The sequence below is a fragment of the Finegoldia magna ATCC 53516 genome, from assembly GCF_000159695.1.
Taxonomy (GTDB): domain Bacteria; phylum Bacillota; class Clostridia; order Tissierellales; family Peptoniphilaceae; genus Finegoldia; species Finegoldia magna_F.
The window spans coordinates 65156-82930 of the sequence record NZ_CM000955.1; the positions used below are offsets into that span (position 1 = coordinate 65156).

Genomic DNA, 17775 nt, shown 5'->3' on the forward strand with positions numbered 1-17775 from the left:
AACCTCCCAATTTTTAATGTTTGAAATGTCTATTTTTTGTGAACACCATGCTAATTCCGTACTCATTGCATTTGTCAATTGAATCTTGATCTTTGATACTTCCACCTGGTTGAATAATAGCTTTTACTCCTAATTTGTGTGCAAATTCTACGCAATCAGAAAATGGGAAGAAAGCATCTGATGCCAATACGCATCCAGTAAAATCAACGTCCGGGTGATTGTTGGCTATGTTTTCCAACGCCCAAATCCTAGATGTTTGTCCTCCACCAATTCCCAAAGTGTGAGAATCTTTTGCTAGTACAATTGCATTTGATTTTGTGAATTTAACCACCTTCATAGCAAATTCCAAATCTTTTTTGTCTTCAACACTTGGTTTTTCATTAGTAACGATGTTGTATTCGTCAACACCGAAGTCTTTGTCTTGGATTAAAACTTTTCCATTCAAATACTTAATGTCTTCTTTTACTGAATTGTTGTCGAATTTTATCTTAACAAGTCTGATGTTTTTCTTTTTAGTCAATATTTCAAGCGCTTTTTCGTCGAAATCTTTCGCAGCTATAATTTCCAAGAAAATTTGGCTCATTTCTTCGGCACATTTTTCGTCTACAACTCCATTGATGGCGATAATTCCACCGAAGATCGAAGTTGAATCTGCCAAGTAAGCCTTGTGGTAAGCTTCTGAAACGCTGTCTGCAATGGCAACGCCGCATGGTGATTGGTGCTTCAATGCAACACAAGAATTTTCTCCCAATTCGTCAGCTAATTCCACTGCAACATTCAAATCGTTGTAATTGTTGAAGCTCATTGCTTTGCCATGAATAACTTCGCAATCTGTCAATTTGCCGTTTACAAATGGGTCTATGTAAAGATTGGCACTTTGATGTGAGTTTTCACCATATCTAAGTTCTTCTTCTTTTTTGAAACCAAAAGTTCTGTAGTCACTACGTTCTCCAACTTGTTCTTGGAAATATCTTGAAATCACAGAATCGTAGTAAGCTGTCAAACTAAAAGCCTTCATCGCTAGTTTTTCTCTGTAAGCTATGTCCACGTTGTCATTTTTCAATCTGTCGATAAGTTCGTCATAATCAGAAGGATCTGTTACAACTAAAACGTCCTTATAATTTTTTGCGGCACTTCTTATCAAAGTTGGTCCACCGATATCGATGTTTTCAACGATGTTGTCGTGGTCACCTGTTTTTAAAGCGTTTTGGAAATCGTACAAATTAACCACAACAATGTCGATTGGTTGAATGTTCAATTCTTCTACAGTTTTCTTGTGTTCTTCGTTATCTCTCTTGTACAAAATTCCACCGTGAACGTATGGTGACAAAGTCTTCACTCTGCCTTGCAAAATTTCAGGAAAATTTGTAACCTTAGAGATGTCTATTACATTTACTCCAGATTTTTCGATTTCCTTGTAAGTACCACCTGTAGATATGATTTCATATCCCAATTCTTGTAAACTTTTTGCTAATTTAGCTACATTTGTCTTATCCGTAAGTGAAATTAATGCACGCATGAACTATCCTCCAATTTTTTTATAGCATCTTTCAAAATGCCATGTTCTATTTTCAAAACTTTCTTTGCTATCTCATCTTCCGATTTACAATCAGAAATATCCACAGACCTTTGAAGCAAAATATCTCCATCGTCTAATTTTTCATTCACGAAATGCACAGTTGCACCGCTAGTTTTTTCCTTATTAGCAAAAACTTTTTCGTGAACATGGATTCCATAACATCCCTTACCACCGTATTTTGGAAGCAATGATGGATGGATATTTACAATTGTAAACTCATTTATAATTCTCTTTGAAATTTTAGGCAAGAAACCTGCCAATACGATCAACTCTACGTTTTTTGATTTTAAACAATTGATGATTTCTTCGTCATCTTTTGAAATCAAAGTATCCACGTTGAACTCTCTCGCAAAACTAAGACCAGCTGCGTTTTTGTTACTAACCACAACAACAATATCGCTTTTGAAATAATTGTCTTTTTTTGCATCCAACAGAGCTTTCAAATTGGTACCAGTACCTGAAATAAAAACTGCAATATTCATTTAATCACCTATATAACTATCGGATCTACTGGATAATCTCCATCAAAACAAGCCTTACAGAATTTGTCGATTTTGTCGCTGCTAGATTTTACCATTCCTTCCATTGAAATAAACGCTAAGCTATCTGCACCGATTTTTTCACGGATAGCTTCGATATCCATGTTCGCTGCAATCAAATGCTTTCTGGAAGGAGTATCAATTCCGTAATAGCAAGGAAATTTTACAGGTGGCGATGTGATTCTCATGTGAACTTCTGTCGCACCAGCTTCTCTGATTCTTTGAATCAAATTAGCGCTTGTAGTTCCTCTTACGATAGAATCATCTATTAAAACAATTCTCTTTCCTTTTAATACATGTCTTAGTGGATTTAGTTTCAACTTAACAGCCATTTCTCTTTCTTTTTGAGTTGGTTTGATGAATGTTCTTCCCATGTATCTGTTTTTAACCAAACCTTGTGCGTAAGGAATTCCTGTTTTTTGTGCGTAACCTATAGCTGAAGGAATTCCAGAATCTGGAACTGGAACTACCAAATCAACATCACATGGAGATTCTTGTGACAAATATTCTCCGCATCTTCTTCTAAAATTGTATGCGTTTGTTCCATCTAAAGTGGCATCTTCTCTTGCGAAGTACACATATTCAAAAAAACAATGACGTGGTGCTTCATCTGTTGTATACATCGAAGAATTTGCTCCTTCTTTGTCTACGACAATTATTTCTCCTGGTTTAACATCTCTGATTTCAGTTGCTCCGACGATTTCCACCGCTGCATTTTCAGATGCAAATACAACATCTTCGTCATTTTTTCCCATAACAAGAGGTCTAATTCCCAAAGGATCACGAAATGCTACAAGCTTATCTTTCAAGCACAACACAACTGCGTAAGCTCCTTTGATAAGTTTCATTGTTTTTTTGATAGCTTCGACGATGTCACCTTTGTAATATCTAGCAATCAAATACAAAATAACTTCACTGTCAATCGCTGTTTGGAACATCACGCCGTCTTCTTCAAGTCTTGTTCTTAAAATTTGGTGATTTATAAGATTTCCATTGTGCGCCAAGCTCATTTCAATTCCCTTTGCAAAAGCCATCAATGGTTGAGTATTGTAATCGTGAGAACCACCAGCTGTCGAATATCTTACATGTCCAATTCCTACATTACCAACTAAATTATTCAAATTTTCTTCCTTAAACACATCGATAACAAGTCCCATGCCTTTTTCTCTATGTAGGTTTTCACCGTTGCTAACGGTGATACCACAGGATTCTTGTCCTCTGTGTTGTAAGGAGTTAAGTCCGAAAAATAATTTCTTATTAACTTCGGACTTAGAATATATCCCTATAACTCCACACATCCTAGCCTCTCATTCTATTTAGAACTTCTTTGTAGCCTTCAGTCAAATCTCCCAAATCTCTTCTGAAAATATCTTTGTCTAATTTTTTGTTAGTGTCTTTGTCCCACAATCTGCAAGTATCTGGGCTGATTTCGTCAGCTAATAAAATTTGTCCATCGTCAGTCTTACCAAATTCGATTTTGAAGTCAACTAATTTTAAGTTGATTTTCAAGAAAAATTCTTTAAGTAATTCGTTGATTTTCAAAGTTTCTTCTCTTAAATAGTCATATTCTTCTTTTGTGATAACTCCAAGAGCAATTGCGTGGTCTTCGCACATCAATGGATCTCCCAAATCATCATCTTTGTAAGATAATTCGAAAGTTGGTTGATTTAAAACTTTTCCTTCTTCAACGCCGTATCTTTTTGCAAAAGAACCTGCAGTGATGTTTCTAACGATAACTTCAAGTGGCATGATAGTAACTTTTTTAACTCTCATATCAGTATTGTTGATTGTTTCAATGTAGTGAGTTTTGATGCCGTTTTTTTCAAGCATTTCAAAAATCATTGTAGTGATTGCCAAGTTTAGTTCACCCTTACCAGCAATTGTAGCTTTCTTTTCACCATTACCAGCTGTTGCATCATCCTTGTATCTGATGATATATTCATCAGCCTTTTCTGTTGAATAAACTTCCTTTGCTTTACCTTCATATAATTTTTCCATAATACCCTCCTAAAATAAAAAAATAGAGAATTCTAGATAGAATTCTCCTAAATTTTTTGACAAATATACACTTTTTTATTGGACGCAAAAATAGCTATCAATTTGCCTCTCAATTTATTGATAAGGCTTAGATCGTGATTTGTAAATCTCAAATCAAAAAGCTTATTTATGAAATTTATTGAAATATCAATAACGCTCATTATTTTGCCCCCACTAAAATAATTTACAATATATTATATCACAGCCGCCCATAATTTGCACCACCAAAATGCAAAAAAATAACAAACAATTTCATATACTACATTATTGTAAAATCATTGTAAATTATTTCTCGCTCATTTCGCGTGATTTTTCCACACAGGCAAGCTGTCCTTGAATAACTGCATTTCTTAGCCCGTATTTTTCTAAAACTTCCACAGCCTTTATGGTAGTTCCAGCTGGTGAACACACCATATCTTTCAATTCTCCTGGATGTTTGTGAGTTTCCATAAGCATTTTCGATGCGCCAAGAACAGATTGTGCGACGAATTTGTAAGCCATGTCGCGTTTCATTCCAGTTTCAACCGCCGCATCAGCCATCGCTTCCATGAACATAAACACATACGCAGGAGAAGATCCGCTAACTCCAATCACACAGTCCATCAAACTTTCATCTATCACTTCGCTTTTGCCAAACGAATTAAAAATATCTGTCACGATTTTCAAATCATCATCATTTATATTTTCATTCGGACAAATCGCAGACATTCCTTCACCGACAAGACAAGGCGTGTTCGGCATCACACGAAAAATCTTGTGGTCTTTTCCCAGAATTTTTTCAATATCTGAAATAGTAACCCCTGCTGCAACTGAAATCACAATAGTTTCCTTATTAATATTATCCTTGATTTCTTCCAAAACCAAAGGGATAATGTGTGGTTTTACAGCCAGTATCACAACGTCGGAATTTTCAGACGCTTTTTTGTTGTCAGTTGTAGTGTTAACTTTTAGTTTTTGGTTTAAATCTATTAATTTTCCCGCAGATTTATTTGACACGCAAATTTTATTCGCATCTATTATATTTGCATTCACAACTCCTGAAATCATGGCAGATCCCATGTTCCCAGCTCCTATAAAACATAATTTGTTCATTAGCCCCTCCAAAATTTTCCTTAGCTATATTCTATCAGATTTCAATTTTATTTATCTTGTTTTGCTTACAATCGTATAGTTTTTTCTTTTTAAATATATTATAATTTAAACATCAAGGAGTAAGTTATGGAAGAAAAAAGGAAGCTTAAATTTATTTTATATGCATTTGCACTTTTATTAATCGTGGGCGTTATTGGCTATATGTTTTTGCTAAAAGTCGACTTCATAGATGCACTATACATGACGGTTATAACCATTTCGACTGTTGGCTTCGGTGAGGTAGGCACTACTAGTAATTGGTCAGAGGTTTTCTCTATAATTATGATATTTGTGGGTGTCGGCATCGTCGGATACGCATTTACTACGGTTGTTGCTATGTTTGTAGAAGGAAAAGTTAAAGATTTTTGGAAGGGAAGTAAAATGGAAAAGAAAATAGCCTCACTTGACGATCACTACATTATTTGCGGTTCTGGTGAATTGGCAGAAGTAATAATAAATAATTTTATCGATCAAAATTTGAATTTTGTTGTCATTACGGACAAACGTGAAGATCTTGATGTTTACAGTCACCACGATATTTTAGTTGTTGAAGGCATGTCAACTGAAGAAGCAGTATTGGAACACGCAGGAATCGAAAGAGCAAAGGGTCTTGTATCGACGTTGGATTCTGAAGTAGACAATATCGTTACTGTGCTAACTGCAAGAAATCTCAACAAAAACATCTACATAATAGCCAATGCTATTACTAAATCGGGAAGCGAAAAGTTGATGAAAGTAGGTGCGAACAAGACATTGTCTGCTGTAGAAATCAGCGGCAAAAGAATGGCTTCTTTGATGACCAAACCAAATATTATTTCTTTTTTAGATGTGGTTACAAGAATTGGCGATGTCGAGCTTGATTTGGAAGAGGTTGTTGTTAAAAGCGGATCATATCTTGAAAACAAAAATTTAATTGAAGCTCAAATTCCAAATAAAACAGGTCTGATTGTACTTGCAATTAAAACAATTGAAGATAATAAAATGATTTTCAACCCACCAGTAAACTACACTTTCCAAATTGGAGATGTGTTGATTGTCCTTGGTAGAGAAGATCAAGTGGACAAATTAAAACATTTGGGTGATGAAACAAAATAATTTGTGCTTGTGACATAATAATAGCACTTAATAATTTAAAAAATTTTAAGCGGAATGTGAGCTTTACATTCCGCTTAATTTTTATTTTTAGTGTCAATAATTTTTCTATTTTTTATAGAATTTTTTAATTTATAAATCAAAACCAGCTCGATATTTACTGCAACTTTTTTCAATAGATTCGGATTATTCTAATTTCATATTTGTTTATATAAGAGGTTTGATTTCATTTTCAATCCAGTTAGAATCTTTGAATACAGATCTACCGATTCCAACCAAATCACACACTCCGCGATTCAAAATGTCTTCTACATCTTTTCCTGTCTTAACTCCACCAGTCAAAATCACTGGAACATCTACATTTTCATAAATAGGTTTGGATAGAAAATCGAAGAAGCCCGCTCTTTGATCATCAATTGAGAACATGCACATTCCACCGGAAATATCCAGCACATCTACACCAGCTTTTACGAATTCTTGGGCTGCGTGTATGCTGTCTTCTGTTGATAATCCACCTTCGAGGTAATCTCCAGCTCCCATTCTTATGAAAATTGGATAATTTTCTCCTACTTTTTCTCTGATTTTCTAATAATTTCCAAATGGATTTTGATTCTTCCATCGATATCTCCACCGTATTCGTCGGTTCTTTTATTAGTAATTGGCGATAAGAATTGGTTCAATAAATATCCATGAGCAGAATGGATTTCCACTCCATCAAATCCTGCTTTTTTTGCTCTAACTGCTGCATCGACAAATTTTTCAATAATTTGTTCTATTTCTTCAACAGTAAGTTCTCTCGGAATCTCTGTTGTAGATTTGGATGGATTTTTGATAGCTGATGGTGCTACAGGTTTTTGTCCGATAACTTCTTCACTAGCAGAACTACCAGCGTGAGAAATTTGCAACACTACATTTGAATCATTAGATTTTACAAGATTTGCAAGTTTTTTCATCCCATCTATTGTAGAATCATCTGCTATTGATGTTTGGTTTTTGCTAGCTTTTCCCAAAAGGTCCACAAAACAGTGTTCGATAATTACAGTAGAAAATAATTTGTTTTTCGTCTTGTCTTCGTAATAATGTAAAATTTCTTCTGTAACATGTCAGTTTTTATCAGCCTTTGCAGTTGCCATTGGTGGCATTACAATTCTGTTTTTAAAATTTATGTTTTTTGATTTCAATTCATCTGATAATTTCATTTTTACCTCCGTTTGTTGAATAATCAATATTTGATACATTAATTATAATTTCGATAATATGTCTTGTCAAATATATTTTGTTAAAAAATAGACCTATGTGATGTAAACACACATAAATCTATTTAATCATAATATTTAATCCCTTTTGTTAGAAACTTTCTCTTATAATTTGTGACATTTTTTTGAAATTATCCCTGAAAATATAATGACTTCCGTCCATCAAATATATTTTGCCGTTATTTTTTCAAAAGCATTTTGTGTTTCGATGTATCTCCAGTCCTTGTCCTTGTCTTCTTTTTTCTTTAGAAAGAAAATCTTTTTGATATCTCTCGGATAGTGCAAATCTTTAATTTTGTTCCAATTGTCAGCGAAATGTCTTCCTTCATCCAAATTATCAACATTTGCAAAATCCCTGAACAATCTGTATCTGATTTGCGATTTTGCTTCATCTGAATAGTATTGATTATTCGCCATGAACCATTCGGGATGAATTCTAGATGCAATTCTAATCAGTCCAAGTTTGTTTGACCATTTTCTCAAAATCGGAAGAAAAGTATTGCCAGTGTACTCCAATTGATTCGGAACCGATGTGTCCATTCCAATAAATCCTGTAACCTCGTCTTGGTATTTGTCCAAATAATATAACGAATAAACTCCAGAAATCGAATGCGAACACAAAATATATTTCGTGTATCCCAGTTTTTGAATGACTTGATGAAGCTCGTCTGTTATATTTTCTACTGTTCTTGGGCTTCCAATTGTGTCCGAATCGCCATATCCAAAAGGCTCAATCGCAATAACATGATAAGTTTTGGAAAGCTCATCCATAAGCGGCATAAAATCAAGTCCGGGCGCAGTAGTTCCATAACCTGGATCTATGATGACAACCTGATTATTCTTCGATCCCTTCTCAACAATATTAATATTTTTCCCTTTTATCTCGATTTTTTCTCCGTAACCAACTATCTTGTTTATTTCTATTGATAGCATGAATTTATTAATCGAAAATGTAACAATAAAAACTAATATAATTATTGACAAAACCTTCAAAATTTTCATAAAATCACCTAATTTGATTATACTCCTTTTAGTATTTATAAGCAGATTTTATCATTATTTTATTTTCTCCAAAACTTCTTTTGTTTTTTCAGCATCCATGTGATGGTATAATTTGCCATTAATCATAATATTTGGTCCATCTTTACATTTTTTGAAACAGTTTTGCGTTCTAAGTCGAATTTTCCCATCAGCAGATGTTTCATTAAAATCCATGGCAAGCTCTTTCTTCACAGTCTTCAACACTTCCATCGAGCCGTTCTTCGCACATCTCGGTCCCGAACAACACACTATTTCATATTCAACCTTGGATTCTTTGATAGATGGAATGAATTTTATAATCGTCTTGATGTATTTTTCGTCAATTTCAAAAGCTTGTGCGATTTGTTTTTGGTGACTAATCGACACACACCCAAAAAAATCCTGACAATTTCTGATAGACACCTTCGCTCCTTCTTGGCTACCCTTGCCAAAACTTTCCACAGTTTCGTCGAGTTTTTCTTTGAAAATCAGTTCTTCATTTTTTTCTTCACACATATAATCACCCTCTTGTTTTTATCCTAATTTTATTATTTGGTCTTTTCGTAATTTGATTGCTAACGTCTATAAATTGATCCAGACTTCGAAACACTTGAAAAATCGCCGAACGAATTGCAAATTCCTCGTGGGTATCTGGAAGCTTCATCATGTGGTAATGATTTTTGAGAAAATCTATTCTCTCTTTCAATTTAATCATATCCTCACGTTTAGTTAAATTTTGGGATGCTTGAATTAAAATATCAGAAATATATTTGCCGTCTGAATATTCCGGCGGAATCGTCCTCAAATCATCATACATTTCTTGCAACAAATCCATCTCCCTTTCTCTCAAACGCAAATCGAAAAGCAAATCCCTGCTGTTTTCAAACAAATTGTCATTCTCAATAATCGCAATATCTATCGCCTTGTCGATGTCTGCTTCAAGCTCTGAAATCTTGTCCTCGTACAACTTCACATCCAAGTTTTTAACAAGAGATTCTCCGAACAAATTCAATATAAACTTCATATCGTCATCGATGTTTTCGATCAACCTGTTTAATTTGTCTTGCCTAGTAGGAGCGTAGAAATTGGTCAACATTGCAAATCCCGTTCCTATAAACACAAGAGCCATTTCATTCAAAATAATCGCTGCATCAATTTTTCCGAAAGCTAATAAATGAGTCACGATTACACTTGAAGGACCAAGTCCCAGTTCTATCTTCAATAAAAAAGACACAGGCACAAATAAAAGCAAATACAATCCGAAAACCCAAGTTTTGTATCCTATTTTTTCAAATAAAAATCCTCCGATTAAAAGAGCAATTATTGCGGACAAAGTCCTCTTCAACCCACCTTCTATCGTAGCTTTTCTCGTATCAAACACATTTAATATCGCAATAATTCCCGCCGCAGCTGCAAATTCAAGAGAAAGTTCCTGCGAGACAATTATCGCCAAAAGTGAAGCCAAAGCAGTCTTGATTGTTCTAGATATTATAGATTTTCTCATAATAAACTCCTGTATACTTTCGTTGTATTATTTATACCCAATTTGTGATTGAAATGGTAAATTTGGACATAATAAAAGCACCTACTAAGTAGATGCCTAATGATTATTTTCAATATCTATCAAACTCAAAACCAACGTCATTATCATAATGAAAAATGTAAAAAACGCGTATAAAAAATTGGCACTCATAATATTGAGATTAAAAAGCGCAGCAATACAATAAACATATATACTAAACCAGAAAATAAATAGTGACCAATCCTTTTTGTTTTTGAACGTAATTGATTTGTGATGACTAATTAAAATTGATATCAATTTTATAAAAACAAAAATCCAAATCAACAAAAATGCAATGCACGAAAACCATTCATCAGTTATTTTATCTAAAACGAGAGAAATTCCACTTGCAACCGCTACGAATAATACTGCGCAAATTCCTATCAACAGTGATTTTACAATACTAAAATCTGATTTGCCGAAAGATTTGTCCCATTGTTTCAAAGTCATAAAAATAATTGCTGGCACTTCAAACATATATCCCAAAAAATTAACCCAAATTACGCTCATGAACATATGATGATTGATATCAAGAGTGATTGGGCGTCCATCCCACACCCAGAAGCCTCCGTTTAACCTTATGGCTACTACATCCAAAAGCAAATCCATGCTCACAATCAACCAACCACTCAACAAAGCCTTCATTACATTGCTGATTGAAAACTTGTTTGCGATTCTAAGCGCACACACGCTGATTCCTCCCCACATCAAACCTCCGAAAAAAGGAAACTGATACGGATAAAAACCAATACTTATAAAAAAATCATTGCTATAATGATAAATATCTGTAAATCTCACTGCCAAAAGTTCCAAGCAAAACCCAGCTAATGCCCCCGAAATCAAAAGACCAAGCTCCCTGTAGTTTTTGCTTTTCAAAATATCGACAACCAAGATAAATACAATAAAATAGCATACAAGCTCGAAACTATTAATCCAGTTCATCATTTTCTCCGAGGATTATTTCAATCTGCTACCTACGAAACATCCCATCAACGAAATCGCCCCGTAAATAAATATATAAATCGTGGCACTTTCATTCATATACTTAATCACGTAAGGCACGAAAATCACCATAACTAAAAGAGGATACAGAATGTCAAAAGAATTCTTCTTTCCACACATTATTGCATTCACAAAAGTTATAATAGGAATTGCAAATAATAAAATAAACATTCCACTGCCCGTATCTTTCACAAGCATTGTCAACAAATAAAAACAGATTATATTAACCATTAAATATGGCAAAAGTTTTTTAATTCTATTCATAAATCTACCCCTCATCATCAATCGATTTTACCGATTGCAAATTATATTCTGACTTTAATTTTTTGAAAAATCCGTCAATATCATAATTTTTATTAAAAGAAAAAGTCACCTCAATCATAGATTTGTCATCCATTTCCTCGTCAATAATATCTAGTTTTCTAATTTCAACACCTTCTTTTGAAGTAAATTCATAAAAACTATCCTGATTAAAATTCTAAGTATCGAAAATCATTGAATATGATTTTATAGTTTTCTTGTTGATTAAATCACTGATTTTATTGAGTGAAATCAAAGTTACAAGACAAATCACAGTCGCAATAATTGCCCCTTCGTAATATCCAATTCCTACCGCAAGCCCAATCGCCGCAGATAGCCACAAAGTCGCAGCCGTAGTTAATCCTGTCACTGCATTCTTTTTTTGAAGAATAGTACCAGCACCCAAAAAACCAATACCACTTATAACTTGTCCTGCAATCCTCGCAGTGTCCCTGGCAGTGTCAGATGAAAACTTACCAATACCGTCAATTCCAATAAGCATAATCAAACACGCCCCAACACTAACAATAATGTGAGTTCTAAAACCCGCAGCCCTATTCTTGATTTCTCTCTCTATTCCAATTACAGCTCCCAGTATCGCTGCTAATATTAACCTAGTTGCCACCAAAAAAACATCCATAAATTCCTCCTTATATATTTATACCCAATAATTTTTGTGGATAAGTCATTTATGGAAACTAAGGATAAAAAGAATTTACACAAAAAATATTTGAACTAATTAACGAGCTGAAACCAAAATTTTACGGGTGATGCTTAAAAGCGTCACCCGATTTTCTGTACAAAATATTTTATTAAGAGTTATTAAAGCAAGAAAACTGTTCTGATTAATTTATTTTCTAATTATTTCGAGCTTTAATTCAAAATTTGATATTAATTAAATTATTTTCAGAAGTTCATCACAATATGCTAGCATTTCATCAAGTTTTTCTACAATGCGTTTTTGTTCTGCTAATGGTGGGAGGGGGATTAAATATTCCCTTAAAAATTTTAAAGAAACAAATGACTGAACCGCACCATAGGCAATTTTTTTCATGTTATCTTGAGAGATATATAAGAACCAAAATAAATAATCCATGTTAAAATTATTTTTTATTGGCTTAAATAGAGCCATGTTCTTTATGCTAAACTCATTGTCATCTCTAACTTTTACAGGATTTCCAATGCTTCCAATCATAGCAAATAATATGTCATTTACATCTACTTTTGAGCGCTTTGAAATTTTTATATGATCCTCTTTACTTATAAATTTACAATTAGAAAAATCTATCTTTCCATGTTTTAAATTTTTACTAGTTACAAGAGGATACCCTTTTGCAATATACTTTGGCGTATCATGTGTGCCATCTCTAACATCTATACATTCGTTAAGTCTTGTCCACTTCCAGTTTTCAGGAATATCAAAGGGAATTTCCTCTTCAGTAATTTGAGGAAGTGCTTTTTGTTTTTTTATTCTTCCTTCTTCTACGAGTTTCTTTTTTTCTTTTTGTATTTTTTCAAATAGTTCTGCTCCCGTTCCTTCTTCTTTTCTTTGTTCTACCAATTTGCCTTTTATAGCTTCTTGTAATAGAGATTTCTTCATATCTTCAGGGAATTTTTTGTTCAATTCTTCTAGCTTTTGCCAGTTTTTTTCGTACTTATCTACAAGTGGCATAAGCTCTTCAATTTTCTCTACTATTCGTTTTTGTTCTGCAAGTGGTGGGAGGGGAAATACAATTGAACCAAGAGCTCTTGTTGAAAGTCCCTTGATTCCTATTCCTTTACCACCTATCAATCCTGCATTCTTGTATAGATAAAATAAATAGTAAAAGAAGCGCGTGCAAATACTGTAATACGCTCTAAGTCTATGAATGTGATTTTGAATCATAACGCTAGATTCATATTCCCATATAGCAGCTCTTCCAACATCACCACCTTCACATACAAGTAAATCTCCTTTCATTACACCATATTTTTTTAACTCTATTTCTTTAAAGTACATTTTTTTTAAATTATCAAGTTCAAATCTATCCCAATACAAATTTGAAGTTGTGATATATTCTAATTCAATGCCTTCTCTATTCGCTCTATTCAAAGCCTTTCCAGTGTTATGTTGAAAAATTGTTCCAACTCTTACCCATTTCCAAGTTTCTGGGATATCGAATGGAATTTCATCTTCATTTATTTCTTCTTGTGATTTTTGTTTTTTTATCTTGCCTTCTTCTACAAGTTTCTTTTTTTCTTTCTGTATTTTTTCAAAGAGTTCCGCTCCTGTTCCTTCTTCAGGTCTTTGGTCTACTAATTTACCTTCTATAGCTCTTTGTAATATAGAATTTTTTAATTCTTGCGGTGTCATTATTGCTCTCCAAGTAGTTTTGTTATTTGATCGAGTATTTTATCAATATTTGCATTGAGGGTTTGTCTTTGTTCTTGATATTCATAGATCAAATCCATCGGGTCTAGAATTATTTCTTCTTCGTGAGGGTATCCGCATTGGTCGAGGTTGTAGTTTTGGTCTACTATTTCTTGGGCTGTGAATTTCTTGGATTTGTAGAACCCATCTATTTCTATTTCTTCACGATTATTCCACCAGTCAACAACTTTATCAAAATGTTCCAGCTTCATTGGTTTTGTCTTGGAGAAATTCTTGTAGCCTTCTGGCATGTCCATTCTATAATACCAAGTTTCTTTAGTTTTCCCTGTATTGTCGAAGAAAAGTATATTCGTTGTTATTGATGTATATGGTGCGAATACACTGTTAGGCATCCTTATAATTGTGTGCAGGTTGAACTTATTGATAAGATTTTTTTTGATATTTATTTTTGCATTATCTGATCCAAATAAAAATCCATCTGGTAGTATGACTGCTGCTCTTCCATTTTCTTTTAACCTGTACATTATTACCGACATGAATAAATCTGCTGTTTCAGAACTTGCCAAATCTTGTGGAAAGTGGTTTTTTACGTCTTCTTTTTCTGACCCGCCATATGGTGGATTCATCAGTATTACATCAAACTTATCTTCGTCTGTGTAATCTAATATATCTTTTAGTAGTGAATTATCATGGTAAATATTGGGTACATCTAGGTCATGTATGAGCATATTCGTGATACAAAGCATATATGGAAATTGTTTCTTTTCAATTCCATAAATAGAATTGCTATAAGCTTCTTCATCAGCAACTGTTTTTACTTGTTTTTTTAATTCTTTTAACCAAGAAGTCAAAAATCCCCCTGTTCCACATGCGAAATCCGCCATTTTTTCCCCAATTTTTGGTTTAATCATTATAGCCATCAAATCTGTAACTGCACGTGGAGTGTAGAATTCTCCTGATGATCCAGCGCTTTGAAGTTCTTTTAAAATAGATTCATATATATCACCAAATGCATGGCTTTCTTCATAGTCTGAAAAATCTATCTCATCAATTACATTTATGACTTGGCGCAAAAGTACTCCATCTTTCATATAGTTATTTGCATCTTCAAAAGTAGTTTTAACAATAGCTTTGTTGATCGGTGTGTCCATATCTACTTGGAGATTTTTCAAGGTTGGAAACAGTCCATTATTTACAAATTCTAATAATTCATCTCCTGTCAACGCTTTTCCTGTTTTGTCATCGTGTGCCCAATTAACCCATCTATATTCATCTGGGATAATAGATTCGTAATTTATATTGTCTATCTCCCAATCATCTTCTTTACTATCGTAGACTTTTAAGAATAACATCCAGGCAATTTGTTCAATACGTTGTGCGTCACCATTTATACCTGAATCGTTACGCATTATATCTCTAAGCTTTTTTACAAAGCCACTTAAATTTATCATTTTAACCTACCTCATTTTCATATATAGCATTCTGTAAATCAATGATTGCACTATTGTATAAATCCCTACCGCCAAACTCTTTAATGATTTTTGATGGTTTTCCAAGTCTAATAATTGGATCTAATTTTAGTACATCAATGCTTGTAATTTCTCGTATTCCTTGATTCATATATTTATCTAACAATGCTTCTAAAACTTCTCTTGCTACACCACTATATTTGCTAAAGAAATCGTGTTTTTTTACATTATCTGCTCTTTCTTTTCTTGTCAATGGTTTTTTATCATAAGCAATGTGACAAATAAAATCAAAATCATCAACATTTTCCATGTTGTTCTCTTGCTTCAAAAAGTCTATATCTATTCCTGATTCTTCTAACATTTTTCTTATAATCTCTTTTTTTGGATCTTTTCTCCAGCTGCGAATAAAATCATCTAAATCAGCATATTCTCCTCGTATGTTTTCTTTAGTATAATCGATGATGCTTTCGCGTCTTAGCAACTTGGAGTTTGTATCATAAATAGAAACTGTCTTGTTGATTATTTTAACTTTCAGACCATTTTTATCTATAGTAGGTACGCTTCGTTTATCTTTATCGAATCCGTATGTCTCATCTTTTTCACGTACTCTATCTGATTGATGTTTATTAGGATCAAACCCTGTATCAACAATAATCGGTCCATCCCAGTCGGGATCTGCAAATAATCTAGTTACATTTCTAAAATCCATTACTACAAAATGTGTCTTACCTTCGTTTTCTCTAATCCTTGTTCCTCTACCAATAATTTGCTTGAATTCTGTCATTGAGTTTAGCATTTGGTCTAATACAATCAGTTTAACCATTTTCGTATCTACACCAGTAGATAAAAGTTTGGATGTAGTTGCTATTACAGGATATTTTGAAGATACTGATATGAAGTAATCTAATTTTCCTTTACCAATTTCATCGCTACCTGTAATACGAACGCAATAGTCTGGATGATCTTTAACTATGTCAGAATTTAAATTGACAAGCGCTACTCTCATTCTTTCTGCCGCATCTTCTGTAGGACAAAATACAATTGTTTTTGCCATTCTATCTGTAGCTTTTAAATAATCCGTTATTTCCTTTGCAACTTGCTGTGTTCTGTCTTCTATTACAATATTATAGTCATAGTCAGTATTATTGTATATTCTGTCTTCTATTTCTTTGCCATATTTATCTAGTTGATTTTTGAATGGGCGCCATCCTTCTCCAATATCTGTGGTAATGTTGATGACTTTAAATGGAGCAAGAAATCCATCTTCAATGCCTTCACGAAGTGAATAAGTATATATCGGTTCCCCAAAATAATGAGTATTAGATACGTATTTTGTTTCTTTAGGAGTAGCAGTCATGCCGATTTGTGTCGCAGAATTAAAATATTCCAATATACGTCTCCACCTAGAATCTTCTTTTGCTGATCCCCTGTGACATTCGTCAACTATTATCAAGTCAAAAAAATCTGGATTAAATAATTCAGAGAAATGTTCCTTGTCGTCATCTCCGACTAATTGCTGGTACAGAGAAAAATAAACTTGATGAGATGTAATTGTTGTAGGATCATCTTTCGCAACATTAATCTTGTGGACAACTTTTTTTAATGGCGCAAAGTCTTGCGAAATTGTTTGATCAACTAAAACATTTCTATCTGCTAAGTATAATATTTTTTTCTTTTGACCACTCTGCAATAAACGATACACTATTTGAAAAGCAGTATATGTTTTACCTGTTCCTGTTGCCATAACAAGAAGCAATCTATCTTTTCCTCTTGATATTTCTTCAAGAGTTCTATTTATCGCAATTCTTTGATAATATCGTGGTGGATAAGTGTTTTGACTAGAATAGTATGGTTGTTCAATAATTTCTTCTTCTTGTTCTGTAATTCCCATTCCATTATTTTTTTCGTTTTTAAATCGACTAATCAATTCTTCCTCAGTAGGGAATTCAGACATAGAAAGCTCGCGCTCTTTTCCTGTCAAAAAATCATGCTCCATGAAACCATCCCCATTAGAACTATAAGCAAATGGCAAATCAAGCATCTTTGCATATTCAATTGCTTGTTGTAAACCATAAGAAACACTCTTTCGATTGTCTTTTGCCTCTACAACAGCGATTGGATTGTTGTTATTTAAGTATAGTATATAGTCAGCTCTCTTTGGTCTTTCTCTAAATATTAGATTCCCACGAATATTAATCTTTCCGTCTGTAATTTTAGTTTCCATAGTAATCTTATTTTTATCCCATTTAGAGATAATAGACGGTGTAATATAATGAAGTTTAATATCTTCTTCGGTCATTTGTTTTTTATTTAATATTTTACTCATTTCATCACCACCCGTAATTCTTAAATTTATGCAGTTTATTTTCGATGTATATTTATATTATATAGCATACCTTCTTGAATAAGATAGTCCTG

At 33.5% G+C, this 17775-nt stretch carries 16 protein-coding genes and 1 pseudogene; 1 reads left to right on the forward strand and 16 read right to left on the reverse strand.

Going from position 1 to position 17775, the window contains the following annotated elements:
* Window positions 1–13 precede the first annotated feature (13 nt).
* From purH to proC, 5 genes are all read right to left on the reverse strand, one after another.
* Complete coding sequence (gene purH, locus HMPREF0391_RS00260; RefSeq protein ID WP_002834767.1) at window positions 14–1519, reverse strand: bifunctional phosphoribosylaminoimidazolecarboxamide formyltransferase/IMP cyclohydrolase; 1506 nt, start codon at window positions 1517–1519, stop codon at window positions 14–16.
* Window positions 1507–2061, reverse strand: a complete 555-nt coding sequence (locus tag HMPREF0391_RS00265; RefSeq protein WP_002834768.1) for a phosphoribosylglycinamide formyltransferase — start codon at window positions 2059–2061, stop codon at window positions 1507–1509. Before HMPREF0391_RS00265 ends, purH begins: the two co-directional genes overlap by 13 nt.
* Before the next feature lie 8 nt (window positions 2062–2069).
* Window positions 2070–3416, reverse strand: a complete 1347-nt coding sequence (gene purF / locus HMPREF0391_RS00270) for an amidophosphoribosyltransferase (protein ID WP_002834769.1) — start codon at window positions 3414–3416, stop codon at window positions 2070–2072.
* Window position 3417: 1 nt separating this feature from the next.
* Window positions 3418–4116 carry a phosphoribosylaminoimidazolesuccinocarboxamide synthase gene (purC, locus tag HMPREF0391_RS00275; RefSeq protein ID WP_002834770.1) on the reverse strand — a complete coding sequence of 233 codons (699 nt, stop codon included), beginning with the start codon at window positions 4114–4116 and terminating at the stop codon, window positions 3418–3420.
* Window positions 4117–4440: 324 nt separating this feature from the next.
* On the reverse strand, window positions 4441–5247 hold the full coding sequence (proC, locus tag HMPREF0391_RS00280) for a pyrroline-5-carboxylate reductase (protein ID WP_002834772.1): 807 nt from the start codon (window positions 5245–5247) through the stop codon (window positions 4441–4443).
* A gap of 126 nt (window positions 5248–5373) precedes the next feature.
* On the opposite strand from proC, the gene HMPREF0391_RS00285 reads away from it, so the two are divergent.
* Window positions 5374–6381: a potassium channel family protein gene (locus tag HMPREF0391_RS00285; protein ID WP_002834773.1), complete on the forward strand. Its 1008-nt coding sequence runs from the start codon at window positions 5374–5376 to the stop codon at window positions 6379–6381.
* A 204-nt stretch (window positions 6382–6585) separates the two neighbouring features.
* Here the strand turns inward: HMPREF0391_RS00285 and HMPREF0391_RS09710 are convergent.
* The 11 genes and pseudogenes from HMPREF0391_RS09710 to hsdR form a co-directional block, all read right to left on the reverse strand.
* Window positions 6586–7466, reverse strand: a pseudogene (locus HMPREF0391_RS09710) (NADH:flavin oxidoreductase).
* A 330-nt stretch (window positions 7467–7796) separates the two neighbouring features.
* Window positions 7797–8636: an alpha/beta fold hydrolase gene (locus HMPREF0391_RS00295; RefSeq protein ID WP_002834777.1), complete on the reverse strand. Its 840-nt coding sequence runs from the start codon at window positions 8634–8636 to the stop codon at window positions 7797–7799.
* A 54-nt stretch (window positions 8637–8690) separates the two neighbouring features.
* On the reverse strand, window positions 8691–9170 hold the full coding sequence (locus tag HMPREF0391_RS00300) for an NAD(P)H-dependent oxidoreductase subunit E (RefSeq protein ID WP_002834778.1): 480 nt from the start codon (window positions 9168–9170) through the stop codon (window positions 8691–8693).
* 4 nt (window positions 9171–9174) lie between these two features.
* Window positions 9175–10158, reverse strand: coding sequence for an aromatic acid exporter family protein (locus HMPREF0391_RS00305; protein WP_002834779.1), 984 nt, complete (start codon window positions 10156–10158; stop codon window positions 9175–9177).
* A gap of 96 nt (window positions 10159–10254) precedes the next feature.
* Window positions 10255–11160, reverse strand: coding sequence for a hypothetical protein (locus HMPREF0391_RS00310; RefSeq protein ID WP_002834780.1), 906 nt, complete (start codon window positions 11158–11160; stop codon window positions 10255–10257).
* Between the two features lie 12 nt (window positions 11161–11172).
* Window positions 11173–11481, reverse strand: coding sequence for a hypothetical protein (locus HMPREF0391_RS00315; RefSeq protein WP_002834781.1), 309 nt, complete (start codon window positions 11479–11481; stop codon window positions 11173–11175).
* Window positions 11482–11485: 4 nt separating this feature from the next.
* Window positions 11486–11614: a hypothetical protein gene (locus HMPREF0391_RS09645; RefSeq protein WP_002834782.1), complete on the reverse strand. Its 129-nt coding sequence runs from the start codon at window positions 11612–11614 to the stop codon at window positions 11486–11488.
* Window positions 11615–11695: 81 nt separating this feature from the next.
* On the reverse strand, window positions 11696–12157 hold the full coding sequence (locus HMPREF0391_RS00320; protein WP_002834784.1) for an MgtC/SapB family protein: 462 nt from the start codon (window positions 12155–12157) through the stop codon (window positions 11696–11698).
* A 255-nt stretch (window positions 12158–12412) separates the two neighbouring features.
* Complete coding sequence (locus HMPREF0391_RS00325; RefSeq protein WP_002834786.1) at window positions 12413–13870, reverse strand: restriction endonuclease subunit S; 1458 nt, start codon at window positions 13868–13870, stop codon at window positions 12413–12415.
* The gene (locus HMPREF0391_RS00330; RefSeq protein WP_002834787.1) at window positions 13870–15339 is read right to left on the reverse strand and encodes an HsdM family class I SAM-dependent methyltransferase; all 1470 of its coding nucleotides are present in this window, start codon (window positions 15337–15339) and stop codon (window positions 13870–13872) included. The genes HMPREF0391_RS00325 and HMPREF0391_RS00330 overlap by 1 nt, the downstream gene beginning before the upstream one ends.
* 1 nt (window position 15340) lies before the next feature.
* Window positions 15341–17683 (reverse strand): EcoAI/FtnUII family type I restriction enzme subunit R, encoded by a 2343-nt coding sequence (gene hsdR, locus HMPREF0391_RS00335; RefSeq protein WP_002834788.1) that lies wholly within the window; start codon window positions 17681–17683, stop codon window positions 15341–15343.
* Window positions 17684–17775 lie beyond the last annotated feature (92 nt).

What these genes read in the sequence shown, in the direction of transcription:
- purH (WP_002834767.1), bottom strand. Translation starts at nt 1,519, where the DNA reads ATGCGTGCATTAATTTCACTTACGGATAAGACAAATGTAGCTAAATTA.
- HMPREF0391_RS00265 (WP_002834768.1), bottom strand. Translation starts at nt 2,061, where the DNA reads ATGAATATTGCAGTTTTTATTTCAGGTACTGGTACCAATTTGAAAGCT.
- purF (WP_002834769.1), bottom strand. Translation starts at nt 3,416, where the DNA reads ATGTGTGGAGTTATAGGGATATATTCTAAGTCCGAAGTTAATAAGAAA.
- purC (WP_002834770.1), bottom strand. Translation starts at nt 4,116, where the DNA reads ATGGAAAAATTATATGAAGGTAAAGCAAAGGAAGTTTATTCAACAGAA.
- proC (WP_002834772.1), bottom strand. Translation starts at nt 5,247, where the DNA reads ATGAACAAATTATGTTTTATAGGAGCTGGGAACATGGGATCTGCCATG.
- HMPREF0391_RS00285 (WP_002834773.1), top strand. Translation starts at nt 5,374, where the DNA reads ATGGAAGAAAAAAGGAAGCTTAAATTTATTTTATATGCATTTGCACTT.
- HMPREF0391_RS00295 (WP_002834777.1), bottom strand. Translation starts at nt 8,636, where the DNA reads ATGAAAATTTTGAAGGTTTTGTCAATAATTATATTAGTTTTTATTGTT.
- HMPREF0391_RS00300 (WP_002834778.1), bottom strand. Translation starts at nt 9,170, where the DNA reads ATGTGTGAAGAAAAAAATGAAGAACTGATTTTCAAAGAAAAACTCGAC.
- HMPREF0391_RS00305 (WP_002834779.1), bottom strand. Translation starts at nt 10,158, where the DNA reads ATGAGAAAATCTATAATATCTAGAACAATCAAGACTGCTTTGGCTTCA.
- HMPREF0391_RS00310 (WP_002834780.1), bottom strand. Translation starts at nt 11,160, where the DNA reads ATGATGAACTGGATTAATAGTTTCGAGCTTGTATGCTATTTTATTGTA.
- HMPREF0391_RS00315 (WP_002834781.1), bottom strand. Translation starts at nt 11,481, where the DNA reads ATGAATAGAATTAAAAAACTTTTGCCATATTTAATGGTTAATATAATC.
- HMPREF0391_RS09645 (WP_002834782.1), bottom strand. Translation starts at nt 11,614, where the DNA reads ATGGATGACAAATCTATGATTGAGGTGACTTTTTCTTTTAATAAAAAT.
- HMPREF0391_RS00320 (WP_002834784.1), bottom strand. Translation starts at nt 12,157, where the DNA reads ATGGATGTTTTTTTGGTGGCAACTAGGTTAATATTAGCAGCGATACTG.
- HMPREF0391_RS00325 (WP_002834786.1), bottom strand. Translation starts at nt 13,870, where the DNA reads ATGACACCGCAAGAATTAAAAAATTCTATATTACAAAGAGCTATAGAA.
- HMPREF0391_RS00330 (WP_002834787.1), bottom strand. Translation starts at nt 15,339, where the DNA reads ATGATAAATTTAAGTGGCTTTGTAAAAAAGCTTAGAGATATAATGCGT.
- hsdR (WP_002834788.1), bottom strand. Translation starts at nt 17,683, where the DNA reads ATGAGTAAAATATTAAATAAAAAACAAATGACCGAAGAAGATATTAAA.